Raw genomic sequence first — 24,904 nt, forward strand, 5'->3', positions numbered from 1 at the left:
TTCAGGCGGGGCGCCGGGCAAAATAGCCGTAGAGCGCGATGAGGACGTAGCAGACCGCCGGAACCACCAAGGCAAAGGCGAGGCCCGCCCGGTCGGCGACCGCCCCCGTCAGCGGCGGGATCACCGCGCCGCCGACAATGGCCACGTTGATCAGCCCGGAGCCGTCGGCAAGGCGCGGACCGAGTTTCTCGCAGGCCAGCGAGAAGATGGTCGGAAACATGATGGAATTCATCAGCCCGATCGCCAGCAGGCTGTACCCGGCCACCGCTCCCGCGGAGTTGGCGGAGATCAGCAGCAGCACGATCGCGCCGCCCGCCGTCGCGCTCAGCGCCTTGCCGGGGCTGACGACCCGGAGCACCGCCGAGCCGATGAACCGCCCCACCATGGCACCTCCCCAGTACAGGCCGATCATCCAGCCGATCACGCTCTCCGGCTGGCCGAAGACACGCGCCTCGCTCAGATAGTTGATGATGATCGAGCCGATGGCGACCTCGGCGCCCACATACAGGAAGATGCACGCCGCGCCGAAGCCGAAGCGCCGCCGGCGCAGCAGGTCGAAGCCGCCGAAGCGCGCCGCGGGCGCGTGCGCCTCCTCGCGGAGCCGGTTGCGGAACAGCCACACGGCAAGAGCGACCACGGCAATGGCGGCGGCGAGGCCCAGATAGCCTTGCCAGATCGCCTCGCTTTCGGCCCGCCGGTAGGCGGCCAGTTCAGCTCCGGCGAGATCCGCCGCACTGACCGAAGCCAGACTGCCGAGGATCAACGTCGCGCCGATGACGGGGAAGACGGTCGTGCCGAGCGAATTGAACGCCTGTGCAAAGGTCAGCCGGCTGTGGGCCGTGCGCGCCGGTCCGAGGAGACTGATCAGCGGGTTAGCGACCACCTGCACGACCACGACGCCGGCGGCGAGCACGAACAGGGCAAGCAGGAACAGCGCGTAGACTGCGAACTGGCTGGCGGGAATGAACAGCAGGCAGCCGGCCATCATGATCAGCAGGCCGGTCACGGCACCGCGCATGTAGCCGATCCGCTTCACCAGCCGCGCACCGGGAATGCCGATGAGCGCGTAAGCCGCGAAAAAGCAGGTCTGGATCAGCATGGCCTGCGTCCAGGACAGCGTGAACAGCTCCTTGAGCTTGGGGATGAGCACGTCGTTCAAGGACGTGATGCCGCCGAAGATGAAGAACAGGGCAAAGACGAAGTAGCGCAGGCTCGCCGCTTGCGCGGTGCTGCCGAGATCCGAGTCAAGCGCCTCGCCAGCCGGATCGGCCGCCACTTCACCGGTCATGGCCATCAGTCCTCGCTCCCCCCGCCGCTCGCCATCGGCGAACCGCAGCCGCCAAGGAGCGGTGTTGTTGAAGCTTGCCCCGCCGGTGTCAAGCCGCTCGCGCCCGAGCGAAAGCAACGGTTTGGTCCCGGAGACGGAACCGAGTGGGCGTCGCTGACATTTGACCGAGGCATGAACCGCGCTCACACACCGTCCGCACACAAGAGCCGGCGCGGCGGTCCGGAAGGCGCAAGCGAGAACGCCGAGGCCGGCGACCTCGTCGAGACTGTCCTCGGGTCCCACCCCTTCGCTGGTGCTCCGGTGCTGCGTGCCAGCGCCTGCGAAGGGCTGCAGCACTGGCGCGAAACGGGCGGTTTCCAGGTGGTTGCCATTCCGGCGCATCAGGAAGAGGATTACATCCCCGCCGCGCTCGACGCCCTCGCGCACGCCGCGAAGGACGCGTCACGGCCGCCGCTGGTGGTGGTGGTGGTGAACAACAGCGAGGACGGAACCTGGCCGCAAAGCCGCAAGCACCTGCAGCGTTCCGGCCTTCCGCATCTCGTTCTCGACATCGTCCTTGCCGACGGGCAGGCGCATGTGGGGTTCGCCCGGCGACTGGCCATGGATCTTGCGGCGCGGATCGCTCCGGCGGGGATGATCCTCAGCACGGACGCAGACAGCCAGGTCGATCCGGGATGGCTGATCGCGGCCAACACCGCTCTGAACGATGCGGCGCTGGCTTGCGGCACCATCCGCGTCGACCCGCGCGAGCTTGCCGCTCTTCCCCCCACCGTTCTCGCCAGCGGGGAGGCCGAGGCAGAACTCGAAGGCGCGCTCGACCGGCTGTGGCGGCGGATCACCGGCATCACCGCGCGGGGTTTCGCCAACAAGGGGTCCGGTGCAAACCTCGTCATCCGGGCACGGGATTACCACGCCGTCGGCGGCCTTCCCGTCACGCCCGTCGGCGAAGACCGTGCCCTCCATGCCGCGGTGGAGCGTGCGGGACTGGCCATCCGGCACGCCGCAGAGCTGATCGTCACCACCAGTTGCCGGACGGCCTGCCGCGCTCCGGGCGGAATGGCGGACTGCCTGGCGACACGGTCGGTCGAGGCGGACCCGCCGCTCGACGCCGAGCTCATGCCCGCCGCCACCCTGCTGCGCCGGGCGCTGGTGACACGCGCGCTGCTTCACGGCGATGCCCGCTTGCAGGCGCGGTTGACCCCGCTGCTCGGCCTGTCGGAGGCGAGCTGGCGCGCTCTGGCTGCGGGGCCGTCGCCGCTGGCAGCGGCGCGGTCTTCGGGCGCGACGTGCCTTGCTGCCCGACGCCTGCACATGACGGAGGGCTGGCGCGAGGCGCGCCTTGCCCGCTCGTGGTGGGACGCGCTCGGCATGGGGATCGACCCGGTCGCACTGCTCGGCCAGGCGGGCGACGGCGCCACGCCCGCGGCGGCGGCGTGTGGCTGAAGCGGACTCCGTCCGGCCCGAATGGCACGAGGCGCTGCGGCGCCGCGCGGGCGAGCGCGACGCGTCGCTGGCGTCGGTGCGACGGGATCTGACGATCCTTGCCGAAGGCGGGCTGGCCACAGCGCCACTGCCGGAGGCGGCCGGAGGTCAAGGCTGGTCCGATGGGCCGCAGGCGGTCGCGCAGCTGATGGCGGTGTTGCGGCAGCTTGGCGGCATCGACCTGTCGCTGGCGCGTCTTTTCGAAGGGCACGTCAACGCGATCAAGCTGATCGGACGCTACGGCGCGGCCGCGGAGGCGTCCCTCGTCTGGGACGCTGTGCGCGCGGGCCAGTGGACGGGCGTGTGGGGCGCCGACGACAACCCCGCCGTGACCTTCGACGGGAGGCTGCTGCACGGCCGCAAGCGCTTTGCCTCCGGACTCGGGCTCGTGTCGCTGGTCGTCGTCATCGTCAGCGAGGGGGATGCGCCGCTGATGGTTCTGGCGCGGGCCGACGACGAACACCGCGCCAGCCTCGCGAGCTGGAATGTCGCCGGCATGGAAGCCAGCCGATCCGGCACATACGATTTCTCCGGCGTTCCCGGCCGCCCGTTCGGGCAGCCCGGCGACTACCTCGTGGAGCCGGCGTTCGAAGGCGGGGTGTGGCGGTATTGCGCCGCGCATCTGGGCGCAGCGGAGGCGCTGCGCGATGCGGCGGCCTTGCATGTGCAGCAAAAGGGCGCGGCACCGACGGCGGACGCCGACCGCCTCGTCGAGACGGCGCTCGCGTGCGAGACGGCGCGGCTGTGGATCGAGGCGGCGGCGCGCCGGGTTGAAGCCGCGCCGCGCGGCGACACGGGCGCGGCGGCTCTGGCGCTGCTGTGCCGCGAGGTGACCGAGCGCGCCTGCGTGGAGGTCATGCGCCAGGTCGACCGCACTGTCGGAACGGCAGGTCACGCGCGCGGCTGCGTCTTCGACCGCATGCGCCGCGACCTTGGTCTGTTCCTCCGGCAGGCCGATCTCGACGGCAAATGGCGGCGCGCGGCCGACCGGCTGGCCGAGCGGGGCTGGTCGGCGGAGGCGCTGTGATCCCCGACCGCCCCGAAGGCGCCCTTCTCGACGCGGTGGCCGCGGCGCCGGCGGCGGACGTCGACGCACTCGCTCCGGGACCGGTGCTGCTGCTCTCGCCCCATCCCGATGACGAGGTTCTCGGCGCGGGACTGGCGATGGACGCGGCGCTGGGCGCGGGCCGCCCCGTTCTCGTCCTGCTGGTGACGGACGGTGCCGCATCCCACCCCGGCTCGCGCACCCACCCTCCGCAAGCTGTTCGCGCACTGCGTCGCGCAGAGTTCCGCCAGGCGCTGGCAGAACTGGGCGGAGGCGGCGCACAGCACGACACGCTCGAGTTCGCCGACAGCACCCTGACGGTCGACTCCGCCGTGCTGATAGCGAACCGGATCACCGAACGGATCGGGTCTTTTCGTCCGGCGGTCATCTGGACGACATGGTCAGGCGATCCGCACTGCGACCACGAGGCGACCGCTTCGGCGGCGGCGCTTGTGGGTTCGCGGCTCGGTGTTCCCGTCTGGGAGTACGCGGTCTGGGGACGGTTCGGGGCAAGGCCGGTTCCCCCGCGCCACCGGCTTTGCCGCTTCCTTCACCCGGACGGCCTGCCCCGCAAACAGCGTGCAGCACACGCCTACCGGTCGCAGTTCACGGCGCTCATCCGCGATGACCCTGACGGCTTCCGCATGCCATCTGCGCTTCTGGCGCATTTCCTCAGCGCACCGGAAGTCTTCATCGGCCCGGCTGCACGGGCGTGAGCAACAGCGCGCCCTCCCGCCGCGCGGTGTTCGATGCGCTGTATGCCGGCGGCGCCGATCCGTGGCAGGTGACATCCAGCGCCTACGAGCAGGAGAAATACGCCGAGACGCTGAACGCGCTGCCGGATCGCCGCTTCGCCCACGGGCTGGAGATCGGCTGCGGGATTGGCGTGCTGAGCGCCCGGCTGCTGGAGCGCTGTGGATCCCTGACGGCCATCGACGTCTCGCCGGAAGCCACCGCGCGGGCGCGGGTCCGCCTCGGCGGAGCGGCGCGAGTCCTCACCGGCGAGGTGCCCGGCGACTGGCCGGCGGGCAGCTACGACCTCGTCGTCCTGTCGGAGATCCTCTATTTCCTCGACGCCGGCGAGGTGGAGACCGCAGCGCGGCTGACCGCGCGCGATCTCCAGCCGGGCGGCTGCTGCCTGCTGGTGAACTGGACCGGACCCAACGAATGCGCGCTCGACGGCGACGAGGCCGCGGAGCTTTTCCTCGCCGCCTTCACCCGCACGCGCCCCGGCGCGCGTCATGGCACGCGCCACGAGCGGTACCGGATCGACCGGCTGCTCGCATGACAGCGCCGTGTCGTCCGCCGCAGCGGCTGTTTTCCTTGACGCGCGGACCGGGCATCCGGAAGCAGAAGGCATGACGACGCTGCGCATTGCTCTCGAATGGTTTCTCAACCCCGATCACCTTCCGCTGCTCGCCGCGCGCGACCTGCTGCGCGATCAGGGGATCGACCTCGACCTCGTCGTTCCCGACGATCACTACGACGGCTTCGACGCACTGGCGCGCGGCGAGGTCGATGCGGTCGTCAACGAACCGCTCCATCTTGTCGAGCGGCGCGAGATCGCGCTCGTCTCCCATGGCTGCTTCTTCGTCACACAGGGCGGCGTCTTGATGCACCGGGCGGCGCTGGAGCGGCTTGCGCAAGGCCAGCCGGTGCGGATTGCATCACCCGTGTCGACGCCCACGACGGACCAGCTGTGCCGCGACATCCTTGCCGGCTGGCTGCGCAGCACCCGGCAGACGAAATCATTGCCGGAGGTCGCGATCCAGCCTGCCGGCTTCAACCACGTCGACAATCTCGCCGCTGGGTTTGACGGCGCGTGGCTGGCGTTCGGCAACGTCGAGGGCGTGGCGGCGCGGGTTCGCGGGCTCGACACGCAGCTTGTCACCACCGCCGAGGCCGGCATCCCGCAGTTTTCCGCACTCGAGCTGATCGGTCGTCGCGACGCTGACACGCAGCAGGCGGCGGCGATCGCTGCTCTTGTCGCCGCTCTCGACACCGCCATCCCCGCGCTGTGCGCGGCGCCGGAGCGGGCGAGGGCGCTGTGGTATGCGTGCAGCGGCGATGCGCCGAGCGCCGAAGGCGACGCCATCGTCGCGGCCACGCTTCCCTGCTTCATCGCTCCTGTCGTGCCCCGCCGTGACCGCTGGCAGCCGATGTGGGCCTATCTGCACGCGCATGGAGGCGATGTGGTGGAGGAAGAACGGTTCGCCGCCATGTTCCCGACCGGTTGAGGCGGCGCTCGGACCGGCTCACGAATGCAGCTGTTCCAGCACCTCGGCCACCCGCTGCGCCCGGGCGCCGGGATCCTCGTGCTCCTCGCGCAGCAGCCACCGTTCGCCTGACACCTCCAGCCCGGCCGCGGGCCAGCCGCGTGTCGAGGTGCCCGCGCGCGGCGTGAAGGCTATGGCACCCGGCCCCGCGTCGACGCGCGCCACGCCGACGCGGCGCGCCAGAATGCGGCTGCGCACCTCGCTCAGCAGCATCAGCGCATCCTGCGGTGGATCGCCGAAACGGTCGGCAAGTTCCGCCTCGAAGGCGTCAACGTCGCTCTGGCTGTCGAGGCGGGCGAGCCGGCCATAAGTCTGCAGCCGCAGGTCCTCCTCGGGCAGCCAGCTTTCGGGCAGCCGTCCGGCGCCACCGAGGTTCAGTTCCGGCTGCCAGTCCTCGACCTCCTCGCCGCGCGCGCTGCGCAGGGCAAGTCCGAGCAGGTGCTGGTACAGGTCGACCCCGATGAGCCGCATGTGACCGCTCTGCGTGTCTCCGACGAGGTCGCCGGCTCCCCGCAGGTCGAGATCGCGCGCGCTGATGGCGAACCCGGCGCCGAGCCGGTCGAAGGCCTGCAGGGTGCGCAGCCGCTTGGTCGTGGCTGCGGCGATCCGCGCATCGGCCTCGGTCAGCAGCAGGATCTGACCGCGGCGGTTGCCCCGGCCCACCCGCCCGCGCAGCTGGTGAAGCTGCGACAGGCCGAACCTGTCGGCCCGGCAGACGATCATCGTGTTGGCGCGCGGGACGTCCAGCCCGGCTTCGATGATGTTGGTGGCAAGCAGCACATCGCCCCGACCGGCGGCGAAATCCGTCATGATCGTGTCGAGATCGCCCGCGTTCATCTTGCCGTGCGCGCGCAGCACCTCGCCCTCGGGAAAGGTGCGGGCGAGACGGGCGGCGACGTCGTCCATGTCCTCGATCCGGGGGACGACGACGAAGCTCTGGCCGCGCCGGGCACGCTCCCGCACCAGCGCCGCCCGGACGAGCGCGTCATCCCACTGCGACAAGGTGGTGCGGATCGGCTGGCGCCGCGCCGGCGGTGTGGCAATCACCGACAGCTGCTGCAGCCCGACGAGCGCCGCCTGGAGAGTGCGCGGAATCGGCGTGGCGGACAGGGTGAGGACATGCCCGTCATGCAGGGAGCGCAGCTTGTTCTTGTCGGCGGCGCCGAAGCGCTGTTCCTCGTCGATGACGACCAGCTTGAGATTGGCGTAGCGCAGCGCGCGCCCGGCCACCGCCCCGGTGCCGACGACGACCGCGATGCTGCCGTCGTTCAGACCGGCCGCAACCTCGCGGCGCTCGGCCGGCGTGGAGAGGCGCGACAGGCCGGCAACCTTGATCCCCGAGCGGGCAAAGCGCTGCTGGAACAGGGCCAGGTGCTGCCGCACGAGCACGGTCGTCGGTGCCGCGACGGCAACCTGCCCACCGGCCAGCGCGACGAGCGCGGCCGCCCGCAGCGCCACCTCCGTCTTGCCGTAGCCGACGTCGCCGATCACCAGCCGGTCCATGCGGCGGCCGGCGGCAAGATCGTCGCGCACGGCGGCGATTGCGCGGGCCTGGTCCGGGGTTTCCGTGAAAGGGAAGCCGCTGGAGAACCGTTCATAGGCGGCGGGGTCGGGTTCGATCGGCTCCATCGCGCTTGCGCTGCGCTCGGCCGCCAGCGCCACCAGCGCCCGTGCTGTCTCCGCCAGCGCTACAGAAAGCTCGGCCCGCCGTTTCTCCCACGATGACCCGTCCAGCTTGTCGAGCCGCACCGCATCCGCCTCGCCGCCGTAGCGCCAGATGCGTGCCGCCTCGCTCGCCGGGACCAGCCGGCGCGCATCGTCCGCGAATTCTAGCACGAAGGCGTCGCCCGCCGGCGTGCCGTCCGGGGCCGGCAGGGTCTCAAGCCCGCACAGGCGGCACAGGCCGTGATCCTCGTGCACCACCACATCGCCGACGTGCAGCTGTGCCTGCCCGTCGAGCACGAGGTGCTCGGACAGCGGCGCGCCGCCGCTTCCCGCGGCGCGGCTGCCCAGCAGATCGGCCGCGGCCAGCACCATCAATCCGGGCGAACGGAACCCGGCATCGGCCGGCGCCTCAAGCACGGCGACACCGCCGAGAGGGATGGCGGCAGCCTCCTGCCAGCTTCCAACCTCAACAGGATCACGCTTCAGGCGCCGGGAGAGCCGCGGCCGCAGGAAGCGCAGGTCGCGGCGGCTGCCAGTCACCAGAAGCCTGCCGCCTTCGGTCAGCAGCGGGCCGACCTCCCGGACGAGCGCCGCGAGGGGATTGGCACGCTCGACGAAGCGGGTCACGGCCTCGGCGTCATCTTGGTTCCAGTCGAGCCGCCCTCGCGCCTCGACCTCCGCCTGCCAGGCGCTTTCGTCCACAAGCCGCGCGATCCGCCGGCCGAATCGCGCCGCGTCGTCGGCCAGCGCGCGGAACGCGTCCCGGCGCGCCCGGACCCGCGGCTCCTCGACGACCCGCGCATCGCCGCAATGCGCGAGCAACGACACCGCAGCCTCGCCGGCCGGCTCGCGCGCCTGACCGATGGTCACCGACGCAAGCTCGTCCTCGGAACGCTGATCCGCGGGGTCGTAGGAGCGGATCGCCACGATCGGCTGCGCGCCCGCCGGCGTCTCTCCCTGTTCGAGCTCGATGCGGAACGGCAGGGGTGCATCGGCCGGATAAACGTCGATGACCGCGCCGCGCACGGCGAATTCGCCCGGCTCGTCGACCCGCTCGTCGGCGACATAGCCGAGATCGGCGCATTGCGCGGCAAAGGCAACGGGCTCGATCGTGTCGCCGACCCGCACGACCGGCGGCGTCGCGGCGAACGCCTGCGGCGGCGCATAAAGCTGCGCGGTCGCTTCGGCGCTGGTGATGCAGGCAAGCCGATCCTTTGTCGCCTCGGCAAGTTGCCGCAGCGCCGCGACCCGCGCACCGGCATTCGCCGCCGATGCGGGCGCGTCGTCGCCGGGCAGCGCGTCGCTGGCGGGGATGAACAGCACCGGATGATCCGGCATCAGCGCGCGCACCAGCTCGGCCAGTGTCGCCGCGCGTCCGTCATCCTCGGCGACGTAGAGCAGGCACCCCTCGGCCGTGGCCTCGACGATCCGGACCGCCGTCCGCAGGAGCGGAGCAGACGCCCCGCCCTTTCGGGGAGCAGCTTCGGAAAGCGACTGAGGCGGCACCTCGTCTGCCGCCGCGTTCCCCCCGCTGTTCAGCACCGCTCCGCCTTTGAAAGGCGTGGGGCTGGAATGTGGTGTCGCGGCATGAACAACGGCTTTCGTGTCGAACGGCCTGGCACCTGGCATGCAGCCCGGCTGCCGGCGCAGGACCCGGGCAGCCTGGTGTCACACCTGTCGCGTCGGCAGGAGGTGCAGGCGAAACGGCAACGCCCGCAGCCAGTTCCGCGAACCTACAGCGAACCTCCCGCCGCCCACGCGCGCGCATGTTCGAGGGCATCGTCGGCATGGCGCCGCGACTCATCCGGCGCCTCCCGCCGGGTGCTCAGCAGCACCTCCAGAGGCAGTTTCTCGTCGAAGCGCAGGCCGATCATCGGACCTTTCTCCCACACGACGTCGCCGAACATCTCCCACCGCAGCCAGCGCAGAAAGCCGGACGTGATGGACAGGGGCGCTCGGGTCGCGATCCGCGCACCCGTCTGAGACAGGTCGAGCAGCAGGACAGGTTCCGTCGCCGACACGGTGATGAGGCTCGCCGCCAGCTTGAGACGCAGCCGCTGGTGGTCACGCCTGCCGATATGTGACGGGCTGTTGTCAGCCATTTCCGCAGGATAGCCGATTTTCACACACTGCATAGCGCCAGTGTTGCGCCAAAGGTTTACCCGGCGGGTAAACAGGTTCCTAGGTCATCCTCCGGCGCCGCCCGCCCTCGCGGCAAACTCCGCCTTCAGCCGGTGCTTGTATAGCTTGCCGTTCGCCTCGCGCGGCAGTTGCGCGCGAACTTCGTAGCGCCGCGGCATCTTGTACCGCGCAAGGCGCGGCGCCAGCCATTTCTCGAGTTCGCGGCCAAGCTCTTCGGCTCGGGCGCCGGGATCGGCGGGCTGGACGACGGCCACGACCTGTTCGCCCATTTCCGGGTCGGGCACGCCGATCACCGCCGCGTCGACGACGGCCGGATGGCCGACGAGGTGGTTCTCGATCTCCTGGGGGTAGATGTTGACGCCGCCCGAGATGATCATGTGGCTCTGCCGGTCGGTGAGGGTCAGGAACCCGTCCGCGTCGACCCGGCCGATGTCGCCCAGCGTCGTCCAGCCTTGCGGATGGGTCACCGCGGCCGTCTTGGCGGCATCGTTGTGATAGGCGAAGGGTTGCGGCGCATCCCAGTAGACAAGCCCCGTCTCGCCGGCGGGCAGCTCTGCTCCCTGCTCGTCGCAGATGTGCAGCGTGCCGTAGATCGCCCGTCCCACCGAGCCGGGATGCTCCAGCCAGTCGGCGCTGTTGATGAGGGTCATGCCGTTGCCTTCGCTGCCCGCGTAATATTCGAGCAGGATCGGCCCCCACCACGCGATCATCTCCCGCTTGACCTCGACCGGGCACGGCGCGGCGGCATGGACGGCCCGAGCATGGGAGGACAGGTCGTAGCGGTGTCGCACCTCCTCCGGCAGTTTCAGCAACCGGACGAAATGGGTCGGCACCCACTGGCTGCTGTTGACCCGGTGGCGCTCGATCGCGGCGAGTGCGCCTTCCGCATCGAACCGCTCCATCACCACCACCGTACCGCCCAGCCGGTGCACCGTCATCGCCCAGCGCAGCGGCGCGGCATGGTAGAGCGGACCCGGCGACAGGTAGACGCAGCTGCCATCGGCGGGAAAGCCGAATCCGCCCGCCACCAGCATCACCAACGGTCCCGCCACGAGCGGGTCCGGGTCGGGCGGGGCGACGGGCCTGATGCCCTTGGGCCGCCCGGTCGTGCCCGAGGAGTAGAGCATCTCGTATCCTGCCACCGGATCGGGCAGCGGCTCCGCCGACTGCTCGGCCAGCATGGGGCCGGCCGCCCGCGGGTCTTCCTCGGCGGCGTCCATCACGATGGCCTGCACCGTCTCGCCGGCGCCCATGCCGCACACGTCGCGTGCCAGATCACCGAAACGGGCCGAGGTGACCAGCACGCGCGACCCGCTGTCCTCGAGAATGTACGCGACCTCCGAAGCGGTCAGGTGGGTCGAGATGGGCACCAGAACCGTCCCGATCCGCTGTGACGCCCATGCGAGAGGCAGGTATTCCAGCCGGTTCTCCATCAGCAGGCCGAACGCGTCTCCGGGCGCAAGACCCAGCCGACGCAGCAGCCGCGCCATGCGGTTCGCCAGGGCGTCCATCTCGGCGTAGCTCAGCCGCTCGCCGGAGCCGGCCATGATCACGGCCGGATGATCGGGTCGGCTTTTCGCATGGGTGATGGGATGCATCGCGGTGTGTTCTCCTCGGCTCCGCGGGTCCGGGGCGCTTGGGGCCCCACCAGCGCTGGTGAGCGGAGACTAGTCCGGGAGAACAGGCCCGCTCAACCCGTTTGGCGCGGCGGGCAGAAGAAGGGACGGCCGTGTTCAGCGCGCGAGGGGCGTCTGCCCGTTGCCCAGCGCGAACTGCCGCTGAGTGTCAGTCTGCGCCATGTAGGGGAGCGGATCGACCGGCTGTCCGGCGATGCGGACTTCGTAATGGAGGTGCGGGCCGGTCGAGCGGCCGGTCGAGCCGACGAAGCCGATCAGCTGGCCCTTGGTCACGCGTTCGCCCGGCGCGACAACCTTGCCCGACAGGTGGGCATAGCGGGTTTGCATGTCGCCGCCATGCTCGATCTGGATGTAGTTGCCGTAGGCACCGTAGAACTGCGCCATGCTGACCGTGCCGTCGGCAGTGGCGTAAACGGGCGTGCCGGTGGGCGCGGCGAGGTCGATGCCGTGGTGCTGGCGACGCCCGCCAAGAACCGGATGCGAGCGCATACCGAACTGGCTGGTGAAGCGCGCCCCTTCGAGCGGCATTCCCGACGGGACGGCGATGGCGGGCAGACGGCCGAGCGGCGCCGGACCGGATCCCTGGCGGTCCAGCGCACGCCACTGTGCGTAAAGCTGGCGATACTGGGCATCGCCGTCACCCACCACCGTCGGCGAGGCGTTTTCGTCGAGCATCCCGGTGTTGGCGACCAGCAGCGTCCCGCTCGCCCGCGGCTTCTCGGCAGCGGCGGGCGCCGACGCAACCAGTCCAATTCCCGCGAGCACCGCCAGACATGCGTGCGCAAGCCCCGTCCAACCACCGGCTGCCGTCATCTGTCCCGTCCTTTTCTTCGGCACCGTTGCCCGGCGCCGCGACCCCAATCGACCCAACCCGCAGGAACTTCGAAAAAAACCGCCAGTCAGCGGGAACATTTTCAAGCCCTGCGTGTAGGCATGGGTTAAGCCGAGATGGCCGGTGCATGGCAAGGCCGAGGCGGCACCGTTACGACAAGCTGCAAGATGAACGCGTTGAAATGAAGGCAGGCGGGTGCCGACCCGTGCTGCAGCAGCCGGCATCCTAACAGGACGTAAACGCGCGCTCGACGCACACCCGCTAAGGAGCCTGGGCGCCCGGAGCCCAGCCCGCCGAGACACGCTGCCGGGCCGCTTCGAGAACCGCCTCGGCATGCCCGCTCACCCGCACATTGCGCCAGATCCGGGCGATCCGCAGGTCCGGTCCGATGAGCAGGGTGGTGCGGACCATGCCGGTGAAGGTGCGCCCGTAAAGCTGTTTGCGGGTCCAGATGCCGAGACGCCCGGACAACGGCTCCTCCCCCGTGTCGGAAGCCAGCGTCACCCGCAGGCCGTGACGGGCGCTGAACCGCGTGTGCGAATCGGGTGTGTCCCTGCTGATGCCGATGACCGGCAGTCCAAGCGCCACGAACTGGTCGAGAAGGGCGGAGAAGTCCTGTGCTTCGCGCGTGCAGCCGGGCGTGTTGTCGCGCGGGTAGAAGAACAGCACCGCGCCCGTCCCGGCGAGATCGGCGCGGGTCAGGACACCGCCATCCGCAACCGGCATCGCGAAGTCGGGCAAACCCGTACCGGGCACGAGAACGTCATCGGCTGTGGTCATGAAAGCGGCAACTCCGTCTCGAAATGCTGACGCCAGGCCCGTGCCACGACAAGCCGGGCCGTGTCGACCGCGCGAAGCAGCGCCGCGGCATCGGTCATCCCGCAGGTCCGCGCCAGCGCTGCCGCGGCGGCAGCGGCCGGCACCTGTCCGTCGGGCGCCAGCAGGCGGGCGGCGATCAGCACCCGGTTCAGCGTGTCATGCGCCTCGAGAAGATCCTCGTCGCACAGATGCGCCTCGATCATCCGGCGCAGCACCGCCGCGAGGTCCGGATCAAGGAACCGGCGTTCGCGCAGCTGCAGGTAGTGGAGCAGGAATTCGAGGTCCGTGAGGCCGCCCCGCATGCGCTTCGTGTCGAGCGGGCCTGATGGCGGGCCGTGCGCCGCCATGTCGGCCCGCATCTTCAGCACGTCGCGGCGCAACGTGTCTGCGCGGCGGGGTTGTTCCAGCACTGCGGCGATGACAGTGTCGACCGCATACCGGGCGGCGGGCGATCCCGTGATCACGCGCGCCCGCATCAGCGCCATGTGTTCCCAGGTCCAGGCTTCCTCGTGCTGATAGCGGGCGAACGCGTCCATGCTGACGGCCAGCGGTCCCTTGCTCCCCTGCGGGCGCAGGCGGGTGTCGACCTCGTAGAGGCTCCCTTGCGCCGTCGGCACTGCCAGCGAGGCGCTGACCCGCTGCGCAAGGCGGTTGAAGTACAGCGTCGTTCCCAGCGGGCGCGGCCCGTCCGACTGGCGGTCGAGATCGCCGGTGAACAGGTAGATCAGATCGAGGTCGGACGCGTGGGTCAGCAGGCCGCCGCCCAGTCGCCCGAGTCCAAGGACGATCAGCTCGCCGCCCTCGAGCCGTCCATGCGCACCGGCGAAGGCATCCTGCGTCACCGCCTGGCCCCGCCGCAGCCCCGCGTCGGCCAGGCGCGCTAGGGCGGCACCGATCAGGAGAGGGTCGTGGGCGCTCTCGATCAATTGCACGCCGAGGGCGAAGCGGACTTCTCCGGTCACGATGCGGATGCCGTTCAGCTGTGCCTCCAGACCGGGTCCGGCTCCTGCGCGACCCATCTGCGCAGCGAGTTCTTCAGCCGTGCCGGGCAGGTCCAGAGCGCTGCGGTCGATCAGCGCGTCGAGCAGCGTCGGCCGGCGGGCAAGCTGTTCGGCGAGCGGCGGCGCCAGCGAAAGGATGCTTGAAAGCGTGACGATCAGCGCCGGCCTCGCCTCGAGCAGGCGGAACATGTTGACCGCCGAGGGCAATCGTTCGAGCAGCCCTTCCATCCGTCCCGCTGCCTGATCAGGACTGCCTGTCTCCAGCAGCGCGTCAATAAGGCGCGGCGCCACGTCGGCAAGCGCCCGTCGCGCCGCCTCGCTGCGCAGCACGCGGAACCGGGCCGGCGTCCAGGCGGCGATCCGCTGTTCGAGGTGCGCGCGCTCCGCGTCGACGGCGGGCCCGACCGCAGGCCGGGGTGCCTGCTGCTGCTGGAGCAGGGCGTCGAAGGCGCTGGCCACGGGAGCGCAGACGGCGCGCAGATGGTCCAGCCATGCGCTGCCCGTCGGCCATCCGCCAAGGCGCGCCACATCCTCCAGCGCATCGCCCGCGGGCAAGGTGTGCGTCTGCTGGTCGCCGACCATCTGCAGCCGGTGCTCGGCCGTGCGGAGCACGCGGTAGCTGTCCGCGAGCGCCGCAGCCTGCCCGGCCGGCAGCAGCCCTGCTTCGGCGAGTGCGTTCAGCGCGTCCAGAGTGGCGGCGGAGCGCAGCGCCGGGTTGCGGCCCCCGTGGATCAGCTGCAGCGCCTGCGCCAGAAATTCGATCTCGCGGATGCCGCCGCGTCCGAGCTTCAGGTTGAAACCCGGCTCGGGCGCCGGAGGACCGCGCTGCTCCGTGCGGATCCGCGCCACCAGCTGACGAATATCATCAATCGTGCCGAAATCGAGCGACCGGCGCCAGACGAAGGGACGGATCGCATCGAGGAATGCGCCGCCCGTCTCCAGATCGCCGGCGGCGGCGCGCGCCTTGATGAAGGCGGCACGCTCCCATGGCAGGGCGCTGCCTTCATAATGGCTCAGCGCGGCCGCGATCGGCACGGCCGGCGGACTGACCTCGCTTGCGGGACGCAGCCGCAGGTCGACCCGGAACACGAAGCCGTCGGCGGTGACGGCGGCAAGGAGCTGGACGAGTCCGCGCGCATAGCGCTGCGCCGCCTCGCCCGGTTCATCGCGCGGGCGGCGGGGCAGGGTGTCCGGCTCGTACAGCAGGATCGGGTCGATGTCGGACGAATAGTTCAGCTCGCGCCCGCCATGCTTGCCGAGTGCCAGCACGACAAACCCGCGCAGCGGCTCCGCCGCGTGGCCGGTGCGCTGGGCGATCACTGTCCGCGAGGCCCGGTCCAGCGCCCGGTCGGCAAGGGCGCTGAGGGTGTGCGTCACCCGTTCGAGGCCAACCGCGCCGGCAAGATCGCCGATGGCCAGCACCAGCGACACCGCCGCCCTCTGCCGGCGCAGCACCGCGCCCAGCTCGCCGCCTGCGTCCCCTTGGGCGTAGGCCGCGGCGAGCGCATCCTCGAACCGCCCGGCTCCGAGCAGCGCCGCGAGATCCGGGAACCGCTGCTGCTGGCGCGCGAGGAAGGGCGCATGCGCGCGCGCGCGGTCCAGCGCCTCCGTCCATTCCGCCATGCAGCCTTATCGGCCGGCAGCATTGGTGCGCGCAAGGGGACGCAATGGCTCCGGCGCCCTTGTCAGCGGCACGGGTGGGTGCGAGAAGAGGCCGAATTTCCGTTGCGCTGGAGAACGTTCTTGCTGTTCAGAGCCGGTTCCATCCTTGCCGCGCTGCTCGCGGCGTCCTGCACCACGCTGCCGGACACCGCCCGCACGGCGTCGGCGCTCGACATTCCCGCCGCCGGCGAGCCTGGGCGGATCAGCCAGGCGACGATGATCGACGTGACGCGCGAGCTGTCATCGGACTCCTTCGAGGGACGTGCGCCGGGCACACCGGGCGAGGACAAGACGGTGGCCCTGCTCACCGAGCGGTTCGCCCGCGCCGGGCTTCGCCCCGGCAACAACGGCTCGTGGGTGCAGGATGTCCCCCTCGTCGAGATCACCGGCCGCGACCACCAGCCGCTGGTGGTGCAGGGTGCGGGCGTCGATCTGCGCTTCGCCTTCGGCTCGCAATGGGTGGGCGTCACGCCACGCGAGGAGGCGCGCACCCGTCTCGCCGACAGCGAGCTGGTGTTCGTCGGCCATGGAATCGTCGCGCCGGAACGCGGCTGGAACGACTATGCCGGCGTCGACATGCGCGGCAAGACGGCCGTCATCCTCGTCAACGATCCGGACTACGCGCAGGAGACGGTCGGCGGGCTCTTCAACGGGCGCGCGATGACCTATTACGGGCGCTGGACCTACAAGTACGAGGAAGCCGCACGCCAGGGCGCGGCGGGCGCCATCATCGTGCATGACACCTTTCCGGCGGCCTATGGCTGGAACGTGGTCGAATCGTCCTGGACCGGACCGCAGGCCTATGCCCGCCGCGGCCCGGATGCGCCGCCGCTGACGGTCATGAACGGCTGGGTGCAGAAGGACGTGGCCGAGACCATCCTGCGCGCCGCGGGGCAGGACCTGACCCGGCTGAGCGCGGCGGCCAAGCAGCAGGGTTTTCGCCCCGTCCCGCTCGGCCTGAAGGTGTCGACGGCGTTCGCCAACGACGTGCGCAGCTTTGCCTCGCGCAATGTCATCGGCATCCTGCCCGGCACGAGCCGCGCCGACGAATACGTGATGCACACGGCCCACTGGGACCATCTGGGGCGCTGCACGCCGGACGAGACGGGCGACGACATCTGCAACGGCGCAATCGACAACGCCACGGGCACTGCCGCGCTGGTGGCGCTGGCCGAAGCGCATGCCGCCGCCGGGCCGACGGCGCGCACGCAGGTGTTCCTGGCCGTGACCGCAGAGGAGTCGGGCCTTCTGGGCGCCCATTACTACGCCGAAAATCCGGTGTTCCCGCTCAACCGCACGGTTGGCGGGATCAACATGGACGCGCTCCAGATGGCGGGCCCGGCGCGAGACGTGACGGTGATCGGCGGCGGAAAGAGCGATCTCGACGCCTTCCTCGCCGCCGCCCTGCGTTCGCTCGGCCGCGTGGCGACGCCGGAACCCAGCCCGCAGAATGGCTACTATTACCGCTCCGACCATTTCGCCTTTGCCCGGCGCGGCGTGCCGTTCCTCTACGTCAACGGCGGTCAGGATCTGATCGAAGGCGGGCGCGCCGCCGGTGCGGCCATCGCCGCCGACTACACGCAGAACCGCTACCACGGACCCAAGGACGAGTTCGATCCCTCCTGGGACTGGTCGGGTGTCATGGCCGACCTTCAGCTCTACTACCGCCTCGGGCGCAAGCTGGGCAATTCGACGAGCTGGCCGAACTGGGTCGAGGGCGACGAGTTCCGCGCCATCCGTGACCGCTCCTGCGCCCAGGCGGGCGCGGGCTGCTGATCCGCCGGCCGTGTCCGTCCTGATGCCGCCCGAATGGGCGCCGCAACGCTGGCTGTGGATCGGCTTTCCCCACGCCGCCGCCGAATGGCCCGGCATCCTGCCGCACGCGCAGGAACAGATCGCCGCCTTCGCCAACGCCGTCGCCGACAGCGGACAGGAGGTGCGGCTGCTGGTGCGCGATGCCGCCAACGCGGCGCGCGCGCGGCTGCTGGTCAGCGAGCGCGTGGCGCTGGAAGAGCGGGAGTACGGCGACATCTGGCTGCGCGACACCGGCCCTTTGGTCGTGCGCGCTGCGGACGGCACGCTGGCTGCGCGGCGTTTCGCGTTCAACGGGTGGGGTGGCAAGTATCTGATGCCGGGCGACGAAACGGTTGGCGCCGTGCTGGCCCGCGATGCGGAGCTGCCGCTCGATGAAAGCGACTGGGTGCTCGAAGGCGGCGCCGTGGACGGCGACGGCACGGGAGTGGCGGTGACCACGGAGGAGTGCCTGCTCAACACCAACCGGAACCCGCAGCTTTCGCGGGCCGAGATCGAGGAACGGCTCGCCCGCGATCTGGGCTTCACCCGTGTGTGCTGGCTCGGGCGGGGCCTGGTCAACGACCACACCGACGGCCATGTCGACAACCTTGCCCGCTTCGTCGCGCCGGGTGCGATCGTCCTTGCCGAGCCGGACGGCGACGACGACCCCAACGCGGCCGTCTATGCCGATGCGCGGGCACGGGGACAGGCGTTCGGCCTCACCGTGCATCCGATCCCGTCGCCGGGCCGGGTCACCCGGGGCGAGTTCGTGGAACCGGCGAGCTACGCCAATTTCGCCATCACCTCCCGCCTCGTCGTGGTGCCGACTTTCGGAGTGCCGCAGGACGAACAGGCGGTGGCGGCCATCGGCGCGCTGTTCCCCGACCGCGAGACGATTGGCCTGCGCGCCGACGCGGTGCTTGCCGGAGGCGGCGGGTTCCACTGCGCCAGCCAGCAGATGCCGGCCGGGTGATCCGGTTGCCGCCGTTTACCCTTCGTTAGGAGATTGCCTCCATTGTGGAGCAATGCACCGCGTCCTGCCTCATCGCCACCAGCGGCTGCGCGCCCCTGTCGAGCCAGCGGAGATCGCGCGGGGGGCGCTGGTGCTGTTCTGTGCCGGCGCGCTGATTGCCGCCGGACCGCTCCTGCCGGTGATCGGCTAGGCTCCTACACCAGCAGCTTGAGCAGGGCGGCTCCCGCCGCTGCGCCCAGCACCGTCACGACAAAGCTCCGCCACACCCGGTCGCTGATCCGGCCGAAGGCCAGCGCGCCGAGCCAGTTGCCCATGACCACCAGCGGAAACAGCAGCGCGGCAAGCCACAACAGCCGCCATTGCAGCACACCCAGCGCAGCGCCCGACGCCAGCCCGGCCGCGGCCGCGACCGAGAAGATGAGCAGCATGGACGCCTTGGCGATGTGGCGGGGCACGGCTCTGCGCACATAGAACGGCACCACCGGCACACCGGGCATGCCGGCAAACCCCGTCAGCAGTCCCGCGGCGATGCCCGTGCCCGCGGTTTCCGCAGCGCCCGGCCGGACCGCAGCGCGCGCGGGCATCAGCACCGCGCCAAAGGCCGCCAGCGCGACCGCCGCGATCAGCAGGCGCGCCAGATCGGGCGGCGTGGTCGCGAGCAGGAGCAGCCCCGGCGCCGTGGCCAGCACGATCCAGCCGCAGATGACCAGCGCGCTGCGCTCCGCCTGCCCCAGCAGCCGCCGCAATTCGACCAGGCCGATGAACACCGCCAGAAAGTTGGTGACGAGCACCGCTTCGACCGGCGGTAGGGCGAGCGCCAGCACCGGCACCAGCAGGATCGCCATTCCGAACCCCGCAAGGCCGCGCACGAACGCCGCACCAAGCGTGGCGAGCGCCGCAACGCCGATCTGCAGCGGGGTGTAACCCGCGAGCAGGTCCATGCCCGTTCGGAGCCCTCAGCCTGCGGCCGTTTGTGCCGGCTCGCTCAATGTCCGCCGGCGTGGTGAGCCGGTGCCGCCGGAGCGGGTGTCGACCCGGCCACGCCCCGGGCCGCGAGAAAGGCCTGCAGCTGCGCGATTTCGGCTTCCTGAGCGCGGATGATCTCCTGCGCCAGCTGACGCATCTCGGGGTCGCTGCCGTATTGCAGCTGCACTCGCGCCATGTCGATGGCGCCCTGATGATGCGGGATCATGCCCTTGGCAAAGGCGACGTCGGGATCGGCGTCGACGGCTGCAGCCATGCCGGCGTGCATCCGCGCATTGGCCTGGCTGTAGGCCTCCTGCGCTGGGGTCAGCGGCGTGGCCGCGGCCTCGGCGGCAGGCGGCGTTGCGGCCGGCGACCGGGCGGCATTGTCCGGCTGCGGCTGACCGCACCCCGCCATGCCGGCGAGAAGCAGCACCACCAGGGGCATACGGGCACCGCTCATCGGTCAACACTCCTGCTCCCCAGATCCGGCGGCAATGCCCCTGCCATCAGCATGGCCACAGCGTCGGCCAGCGGCAGGACGCGCTGCTGCGGCTCGCCCAGCGTGCGCAGGGCCACCGTACCTTCCTCCGCCTCGCGCTTGCCGACGACCAGAAGGTGCGGCACCTTGGCCAGCGAGTGTTCGCGCACCTTGTAGTTGATCTTCTCGTTGCGCAGGTCCGTCTCCGTCCGCAGGCCCGCCGCGCGCAGCTGCGCAGCCACCTGCGTGGCGTAGTCGTCCGCGTCCGACACGATGGTGGCGACGACCGCCTGCACCGGGGCCAGCCACAGCGGCAGCCTGCCCGCATAGTGTTCGATCAGGATGCCGATGAACCGTTCGTAGGATCCGAAGATCGCCCGGTGCAGCATCACGGGACGGTGCCTGGACCCGTCCTCGCCCACATAGGTCGCGTCGAGGCGTGCGGGCAGCACCCGGTCCGACTGGATGGTGCCCACCTGCCACGTGCGCCCGATCGCGTCGGTGAGGTGCCATTCCAGCTTGGGCGCGTAGAACGCGCCCTCGCCCGGCAGCTCTTCCCACTCGACACCCAGCGCGCGCAGCGCATCGCGCAACTCGCCCTCGGCCTTGTCCCAGTCCGCGTCCGATCCGAACCGCTGCTCTGGTCGCAGCGCCAGCTTGATGGCGTAGGTGAAGCCGAAGTCGCGGTAGACCGCATCGGCCAGCTCGACGAACCGGCGCACCTCCTCGACCACCTGCCCTTCGGTGCAGAAGATGTGCGCGTCATCCTGCGTGAACTGGCGCACCCGCATCAGCCCGTGCAGCGCCCCGTGCGGCTCGTTGCGGTGGCAGCAGCCCATCTCTCCCAACCGGATCGGCAGGTCGCGGTAGGAGGTGATGCCCTGCTTGAAGACGAGGACGTGCGCCGGACAGTTCATCGGCTTGATGGCCATCCAGTCGGCGTCGGGCGCAACACGGGGCGAGGCCACGCCGGCCTCCGCGTCGACATCGGGCACGATGTCGGGCACGGCGAACATGTTCTGCGCATACTTGCCCCAGTGCCCCGAGGCTTCCCACTGGCGTACGTCCATCAGCTGCGGCGTCTTGATTTCGCGATAGCCGCCCGCGTCCATCCGGCGGCGCATATACGCTTCCAGCTCGCGCCAGATGGTGTAGCCGTTGGGGTGCCAGAAGACGGAGCCGTGCGCCTCTTCCTGGAGGTGGAACAAATCCATTTCGCGGCCGAGCTTGCGATGGTCGCGCTTGGCCGCTTCCTCCAGCCGCAGAAGGTGCGCATCGAGCTGCTTCTTGTTCAGCCAGCCGGTGCCGTAGATGCGCGACAGCATGGCGTTCTTCTGGTCGCCGCGCCAGTATGCGCCCGACACCCGCGTCAGCTTGAACGCCTGCGGATCCAGCTTGCCGGTGGAGGCGAGATGAGGCCCGCGGCACAGGTCGAGCCATGCACCCGAACGGTACACGGTGAGTTCCTCGCCCTCGGGCAGCTCGGCCGCCCATTCTGCCTTGAACCGTTCGCCCTGTTCGTCGAACCAGCGGATCAGCGCCTCGCGCTCCCACACCTCGCGGACGAGCGGTTCGTCCCGCCCGATGATGCGGCGCATCTCCTCCTCGATCGCCGGCAGGTCTTCCTCGGTGAAAGGGCCGCGGTCGGGGGCGGGAGCGAAATCGTAGTAGAACCCGTCCTCCGTTGCCGGACCAAAGGTGATCTGCGTGCCCGGAAACAGGTTCTGCACCGCCTCGGCCAGCACGTGGGCATAGTCGTGACGCACCAGCTCGAGCGCGTCCGCCTCGTCGCGGCTCGTCACCAGTTCGAGGCGTGCGTCCCCTTCCAGCGGGCGGTTGAGGTCGCGCAGCTCGCCGTTGACGCGCGCGGCGAGCGCGGCCTTGGCCAGCCCTGCCCCGATCGCCGCCGCCACATCGGCCGGAGTGCTGCCGCGCGGCACTTCGCGCACGGAACCGTCGGGCAGGCTGATCTTGAGAAGCTGCGTCATGGTGATCGTGTCCACAGGGTTTGCGCGCCCCCATGGCACAAGCGCGGGCGCAGCAAAAGGCGTGTGGCACCCCTTAGGGCGACACGGCGCGTCCGGCAAAGGGGGCGCGGCCTTGCAAACGCGCGGCCGCCGGCCACATGGCGGCGATGAACGACACTTCCGATCTGCCGCCGGCAGAGTTCCACCGCATGACCGGGGATGGCCGGCGCGTCGCGTATCGGCGGCAGGAGGGGCGCGGGCCGACGCTGGTGTTCCTTCCCGGCTACATGTCCGACATGAGGGGGAGCAAGGCCACCGCCCTGTGGCGCTGGGCAGCGGAGCAGGGCCGCGCCTGTCTCCTCCTCGACTACTCGGGCTGCGGCGAGAGCGGCGGCACCTTCGCGAGCGGCACCCTGACCCGCTGGAGCGAGGAGGTGCAGGAGCTCGTCTCGGTTCTTGCGCCCGGTCCGCTCGTGCTGATCGGCTCGTCCATGGGCGGGTGGCTCATGCTGCTGGTGGCGGAGGCTCTGGGCGCCCGCGTCACCGGCCTCGTCGGCATCGCCGCGGCCCCGGATTTCACCGGGTGGGGCTATGACGCGGCGGAGCAAGGGCGTCTCGCGGCGGGGCACACCGTGCATCAACACAATCCCTACGGCCCCGAACCGACGCCGACCCACCCGGCGTTCTGGCAGGACGCGCAGGCGCTGCGCCTCCTGCACCGTCCGGTCGCGATCACGGCGCCGGTCCGGCTCATCCACGGACAGCGGGACGCAGACGTGCCATGGGAGATCAGCCTCAGGCTGGCTGAGAAGCTGCGTTCGGACGACATACAGGTGACACTGGTCAAGGATGGCGACCACCGCCTGTCACGCGCTCAGGACATCGCCCTGCTGCTGCAGGTGATCGCCGCCCTGCCCGCCGGAGATTGACATGAACGCGCTGCTCCTTGCCTTTTTCGCCATGCAGGCCGGCACCATCGGCCCCGCCTTGCCCGGCGATCCGATGGCCGTTCCGACCCTTCCGCCCCCTCCGGCGCGGAGCGCGGGTGCCCCGTTGGATGCGGCACCGGCGCCGGAACCGGCGCATTCCGGACGGCTGGAACGCTGCCTTGCCGCGCTGCCCGCGGCGGCGGCGGAGGCGCTGAGCGCAGGCGACGCATGGCTGCGCGAGGCGCAGGGCCCTCTCCGCGCCGAGGCGCAGCATTGCCGCGGGATGGCGCTGATTGGTCTCGGCCGGCATCAGGAGGCGCGCGAGGCGTTCTCGGCCGGGCAGGCGGCGGTGGCGAACGACGATCTGCCCTACCGGGCGCGCCTGCTCGCCCTTGCCGGAAATGCGGCCCTGCTCGGCGCGGACGCGGCCGCGGCGCTGCCCCTGCTCGAGCAGGCGCGAAGCGTCGCGCTGGCATCGGGAGAGCAGGAACTCGCGTTCAGCGTGCAGCTCGACGCCGCGACCGCCCGGGCGCAGCTCGGCCAGCTGAGCGAAGCGCGGGCAAGCCTTGCCGCCGCCCGCGCGCTCCAGCCACGCAGCGCCGAGGTTCTGCTCCTGTCGGCCGTCCTTGCTCGGGCTGCGGGAGATCTGGCCGAGGCACAGACCCTGATCACCGAGGCGGCCGCGCTCGCCCCGCGCGAGCCGCGCGTGGCTCTCGAAGCAGGGGTGATCGCCGCCATGGCAGGACAGCCGGAGGCGGCCGCCCGCTCGTGGCGTTCGGTCGTTGCGCTCGCGCCCGGCACCGACGCAGCGCGGACGGCCGAGAACTATCTGGCCCAGTTCGAGGACACGGGGGCGCAGGACGGCACGGCCACCCGATGACGGACCTGTCGGTTCTCGATCTCGTGCCGGTGCGCGAGGGCGCGGATCTTGCGGAGGCGTTCAGCGCGGCCATCGCTCTGGCTCAGGCGGCAGAAGCGCTCGGCTACCGCCGCTACTGGGTGGCGGAGCATCACCTGATGGAGGGCATCGGCGGCGCGGCCACCGCAGTGGTGCTGGCGCGGATCGGCGCGGCGACGCGGACGATCCGGATCGGTGCCGGCGGCATCATGCTGCCCAACCATTCACCCCTGCAGATCGCCGAGCAGTTCGGCACGCTGGACGCGCTGTTCCCCGGCCGGGTCGATCTGGGGCTGGGCCGGGCGCCGGGCGCGGGACCGCAGCTCGGCCACGCCCTACGCCGCGACCTCCACGCTGCCGCGGCACGGTTCCCGCAGGACGTGGCGGAGCTGCGCGCCTTGCTGACGGGCGAACCGGACCTGCCGCTCCGGGCGACGCCCGGCCATGGCGCGGCGGTCGCGCTGTGGCTGCTGGGCTCGAGCCTGTTCGGCGCGGATCTCGCGGCGCGGCTGGGGCTGCCCTATGCCTTCGCCTCCCATTTCGCGCCTGACCATCTCGATGCGGCGCTCGCTCTTTACCGGAGCCGGTTCACCGCGTCCGCGACGCTGGCGCAGCCGCATGTCATGGTGGCGATGAACGTGTTCTGCGCGCCCACGGCCGAGGAGGCGGAAAGGATCGCCTCCAGCCAGGCGCAGGCCTTCGTGCGCCTGCGCAGCGGCGACCCGGGCCGGCTGCCGCCGCCTGTCGCGGAGTACCGCGCCACCTTGCCGCCGCCGCTGCGAGCCATGCTCGATCACCTCGGCCAGGCGCAGGCCGTCGGCACGCCGGAAATGGTGGCGGAGCAGATCACGCGCTTCTGCGCCCGCACCGGCGCCGACGAGGTGATCGTCGCCGGGTCCACCTACGACCCGGAGGCGCGGGTGCGGTCCCTCGCGCTCACGATGGAGGCGCTCGCCGCCGGCGGCATGGCGCGCCGGTCCGCAAGCGCCTGAACGCACGGCCCGAACGTCTGCGCGGCTGGCGCTTGCGTGACCCTGTGTCGCGGCCTAA

21 protein-coding genes are annotated in these 24,904 nt (G+C 70.8%); 11 read left to right on the top strand and 10 right to left on the bottom strand.

Translation table 11 applies throughout. The features are described 5' to 3' along the window. Window position 1: 1 nt before the first annotated feature. Window positions 2–1,294: a sugar MFS transporter gene (locus ETO60_RS02270; RefSeq protein ID WP_130003014.1), complete on the bottom strand. Its 1,293-nt coding sequence runs from the start codon at window positions 1,292–1,294 to the stop codon at window positions 2–4. Window positions 1,295–1,459: 165 nt separating this feature from the next. On the opposite strand from ETO60_RS02270, the gene ETO60_RS02275 reads away from it, so the two are divergent. The 5 genes from ETO60_RS02275 to ETO60_RS02295 all read left to right on the top strand — a co-directional run bounded on the left by ETO60_RS02275 (window position 1,460) and on the right by ETO60_RS02295 (window position 6,052). Continuing rightward, window positions 1,460–2,731, top strand: a complete 1,272-nt coding sequence (locus ETO60_RS02275; protein WP_130002315.1) for a glycosyltransferase — start codon at window positions 1,460–1,462, stop codon at window positions 2,729–2,731. After that, window positions 2,724–3,797: an acyl-CoA dehydrogenase family protein gene (locus ETO60_RS02280; protein ID WP_130002317.1), complete on the top strand. Its 1,074-nt coding sequence runs from the start codon at window positions 2,724–2,726 to the stop codon at window positions 3,795–3,797. The genes ETO60_RS02275 and ETO60_RS02280 overlap by 8 nt, the downstream gene beginning before the upstream one ends. Then, a complete protein-coding gene (locus tag ETO60_RS02285; protein WP_165362086.1) occupies window positions 3,794–4,531 on the top strand; it encodes a PIG-L deacetylase family protein in 738 nt (245 codons plus the stop codon). Before ETO60_RS02280 ends, ETO60_RS02285 begins: the two co-directional genes overlap by 4 nt. Beyond that, the gene (locus ETO60_RS02290) at window positions 4,528–5,103 is read left to right on the top strand and encodes a class I SAM-dependent DNA methyltransferase (RefSeq protein ID WP_165362087.1); all 576 of its coding nucleotides are present in this window, start codon (window positions 4,528–4,530) and stop codon (window positions 5,101–5,103) included. The genes ETO60_RS02285 and ETO60_RS02290 overlap by 4 nt, the downstream gene beginning before the upstream one ends. A 70-nt stretch (window positions 5,104–5,173) precedes the next feature. Next, on the top strand, window positions 5,174–6,052 hold the full coding sequence (locus tag ETO60_RS02295) for an ABC transporter substrate-binding protein (protein WP_165362088.1): 879 nt from the start codon (window positions 5,174–5,176) through the stop codon (window positions 6,050–6,052). Between the two features lie 18 nt (window positions 6,053–6,070). Here ETO60_RS02295 and ETO60_RS02300 read toward each other — a convergent pair whose 3' ends face one another. The 6 genes from ETO60_RS02300 to glnE form a co-directional block, all read right to left on the bottom strand. Further along, window positions 6,071–9,298, bottom strand: coding sequence for a helicase-related protein (locus ETO60_RS02300; RefSeq protein ID WP_234026271.1), 3,228 nt, complete (start codon window positions 9,296–9,298; stop codon window positions 6,071–6,073). Between the two features lie 191 nt (window positions 9,299–9,489). Continuing rightward, window positions 9,490–9,858 (bottom strand): PilZ domain-containing protein, encoded by a 369-nt coding sequence (locus ETO60_RS02305; RefSeq protein ID WP_130002324.1) that lies wholly within the window; start codon window positions 9,856–9,858, stop codon window positions 9,490–9,492. Between the two features lie 84 nt (window positions 9,859–9,942). Next, entirely contained in the window at window positions 9,943–11,496 is a 1,554-nt protein-coding gene (locus ETO60_RS02310) for an acyl-CoA synthetase (RefSeq protein WP_130002325.1), read from the bottom strand. Between the two features lie 135 nt (window positions 11,497–11,631). After that, a complete protein-coding gene (locus tag ETO60_RS02315) occupies window positions 11,632–12,348 on the bottom strand; it encodes a M23 family metallopeptidase (RefSeq protein WP_130002327.1) in 717 nt (238 codons plus the stop codon). Between the two features lie 280 nt (window positions 12,349–12,628). After that, window positions 12,629–13,147, bottom strand: coding sequence for a peroxiredoxin (locus ETO60_RS02320; protein WP_130002329.1), 519 nt, complete (start codon window positions 13,145–13,147; stop codon window positions 12,629–12,631). Then, window positions 13,144–15,810, bottom strand: coding sequence for a bifunctional [glutamate--ammonia ligase]-adenylyl-L-tyrosine phosphorylase/[glutamate--ammonia-ligase] adenylyltransferase (gene glnE, locus ETO60_RS02325; protein ID WP_130002331.1), 2,667 nt, complete (start codon window positions 15,808–15,810; stop codon window positions 13,144–13,146). The genes ETO60_RS02320 and glnE overlap by 4 nt, the downstream gene beginning before the upstream one ends. A 120-nt stretch (window positions 15,811–15,930) precedes the next feature. Between glnE and ETO60_RS02330 the strand changes: the two genes are divergently transcribed. Genes ETO60_RS02330 through ETO60_RS11175 form a run of 3 tightly spaced genes read left to right on the top strand, consistent with a single transcriptional unit; the run spans window position 15,931 to window position 18,806 of the window. After that, window positions 15,931–17,625: a M28 family metallopeptidase gene (locus ETO60_RS02330; protein WP_234026272.1), complete on the top strand. Its 1,695-nt coding sequence runs from the start codon at window positions 15,931–15,933 to the stop codon at window positions 17,623–17,625. Window positions 17,626–17,647: 22 nt separating this feature from the next. Further along, window positions 17,648–18,616, top strand: coding sequence for an agmatine deiminase family protein (locus ETO60_RS02335; RefSeq protein ID WP_130003016.1), 969 nt, complete (start codon window positions 17,648–17,650; stop codon window positions 18,614–18,616). 52 nt (window positions 18,617–18,668) lie between these two features. After that, window positions 18,669–18,806, top strand: a complete 138-nt coding sequence (locus tag ETO60_RS11175; RefSeq protein WP_165362089.1) for a hypothetical protein — start codon at window positions 18,669–18,671, stop codon at window positions 18,804–18,806. Between the two features lie 4 nt (window positions 18,807–18,810). On the opposite strand, the gene ETO60_RS02340 is transcribed toward ETO60_RS11175, so the two are convergent. The 3 genes from ETO60_RS02340 to thrS are packed head-to-tail and all read right to left on the bottom strand — an operon-like array spanning window position 18,811 to window position 22,048. After that, the gene (locus tag ETO60_RS02340; RefSeq protein WP_130002335.1) at window positions 18,811–19,557 is read right to left on the bottom strand and encodes a TSUP family transporter; all 747 of its coding nucleotides are present in this window, start codon (window positions 19,555–19,557) and stop codon (window positions 18,811–18,813) included. A gap of 44 nt (window positions 19,558–19,601) precedes the next feature. Beyond that, the gene (copM, locus tag ETO60_RS02345; protein WP_234026274.1) at window positions 19,602–20,042 is read right to left on the bottom strand and encodes a CopM family metallochaperone; all 441 of its coding nucleotides are present in this window, start codon (window positions 20,040–20,042) and stop codon (window positions 19,602–19,604) included. Continuing rightward, a complete protein-coding gene (thrS, locus tag ETO60_RS02350; protein ID WP_130002337.1) occupies window positions 20,039–22,048 on the bottom strand; it encodes a threonine--tRNA ligase in 2,010 nt (669 codons plus the stop codon). The genes copM and thrS overlap by 4 nt, the downstream gene beginning before the upstream one ends. A gap of 146 nt (window positions 22,049–22,194) precedes the next feature. Here thrS and ETO60_RS02355 point away from each other — a divergent pair, with 146 nt between their 5' ends. The 3 genes from ETO60_RS02355 to ETO60_RS02365 are packed head-to-tail and all read left to right on the top strand — an operon-like array spanning window position 22,195 to window position 24,846. Next, window positions 22,195–22,956: an alpha/beta fold hydrolase gene (locus tag ETO60_RS02355; protein WP_199798816.1), complete on the top strand. Its 762-nt coding sequence runs from the start codon at window positions 22,195–22,197 to the stop codon at window positions 22,954–22,956. Between the two features lies 1 nt (window position 22,957). Next, window positions 22,958–23,836 carry a tetratricopeptide repeat protein gene (locus ETO60_RS02360; RefSeq protein WP_130002339.1) on the top strand — a complete coding sequence of 293 codons (879 nt, stop codon included), beginning with the start codon at window positions 22,958–22,960 and terminating at the stop codon, window positions 23,834–23,836. Continuing rightward, complete coding sequence (locus tag ETO60_RS02365; protein WP_130002341.1) at window positions 23,833–24,846, top strand: LLM class flavin-dependent oxidoreductase; 1,014 nt, start codon at window positions 23,833–23,835, stop codon at window positions 24,844–24,846. Before ETO60_RS02360 ends, ETO60_RS02365 begins: the two co-directional genes overlap by 4 nt. Window positions 24,847–24,904 lie beyond the last annotated feature (58 nt).

This window comes from Qipengyuania thermophila (assembly GCF_004153605.1).
GTDB lineage: Bacteria > Pseudomonadota > Alphaproteobacteria > Sphingomonadales > Sphingomonadaceae > Qipengyuania_B > Qipengyuania_B thermophila.

What these genes read in the sequence shown, in the direction of transcription:
- ETO60_RS02315 (WP_130002327.1), bottom strand. Translation starts at nt 12,348, where the DNA reads ATGACGGCAGCCGGTGGTTGGACGGGGCTTGCGCACGCATGTCTGGCG.
- ETO60_RS02320 (WP_130002329.1), bottom strand. Translation starts at nt 13,147, where the DNA reads ATGACCACAGCCGATGACGTTCTCGTGCCCGGTACGGGTTTGCCCGAC.
- copM (WP_234026274.1), bottom strand. Translation starts at nt 20,042, where the DNA reads ATGAGCGGTGCCCGTATGCCCCTGGTGGTGCTGCTTCTCGCCGGCATG.
- ETO60_RS02335 (WP_130003016.1), top strand. Translation starts at nt 17,648, where the DNA reads ATGCCGCCCGAATGGGCGCCGCAACGCTGGCTGTGGATCGGCTTTCCC.
- ETO60_RS02355 (WP_199798816.1), top strand. Translation starts at nt 22,195, where the DNA reads ATGAACGACACTTCCGATCTGCCGCCGGCAGAGTTCCACCGCATGACC.
- ETO60_RS02270 (WP_130003014.1), bottom strand. Translation starts at nt 1,294, where the DNA reads ATGGCCATGACCGGTGAAGTGGCGGCCGATCCGGCTGGCGAGGCGCTT.
- ETO60_RS11175 (WP_165362089.1), top strand. Translation starts at nt 18,669, where the DNA reads ATGCACCGCGTCCTGCCTCATCGCCACCAGCGGCTGCGCGCCCCTGTC.
- ETO60_RS02310 (WP_130002325.1), bottom strand. Translation starts at nt 11,496, where the DNA reads ATGCATCCCATCACCCATGCGAAAAGCCGACCCGATCATCCGGCCGTG.
- glnE (WP_130002331.1), bottom strand. Translation starts at nt 15,810, where the DNA reads ATGGCGGAATGGACGGAGGCGCTGGACCGCGCGCGCGCGCATGCGCCC.
- thrS (WP_130002337.1), bottom strand. Translation starts at nt 22,048, where the DNA reads ATGACGCAGCTTCTCAAGATCAGCCTGCCCGACGGTTCCGTGCGCGAA.
- ETO60_RS02275 (WP_130002315.1), top strand. Translation starts at nt 1,460, where the DNA reads ATGAACCGCGCTCACACACCGTCCGCACACAAGAGCCGGCGCGGCGGT.
- ETO60_RS02365 (WP_130002341.1), top strand. Translation starts at nt 23,833, where the DNA reads ATGACGGACCTGTCGGTTCTCGATCTCGTGCCGGTGCGCGAGGGCGCG.
- ETO60_RS02340 (WP_130002335.1), bottom strand. Translation starts at nt 19,557, where the DNA reads ATGGACCTGCTCGCGGGTTACACCCCGCTGCAGATCGGCGTTGCGGCG.
- ETO60_RS02305 (WP_130002324.1), bottom strand. Translation starts at nt 9,858, where the DNA reads ATGGCTGACAACAGCCCGTCACATATCGGCAGGCGTGACCACCAGCGG.
- ETO60_RS02295 (WP_165362088.1), top strand. Translation starts at nt 5,174, where the DNA reads ATGACGACGCTGCGCATTGCTCTCGAATGGTTTCTCAACCCCGATCAC.
- ETO60_RS02360 (WP_130002339.1), top strand. Translation starts at nt 22,958, where the DNA reads ATGAACGCGCTGCTCCTTGCCTTTTTCGCCATGCAGGCCGGCACCATC.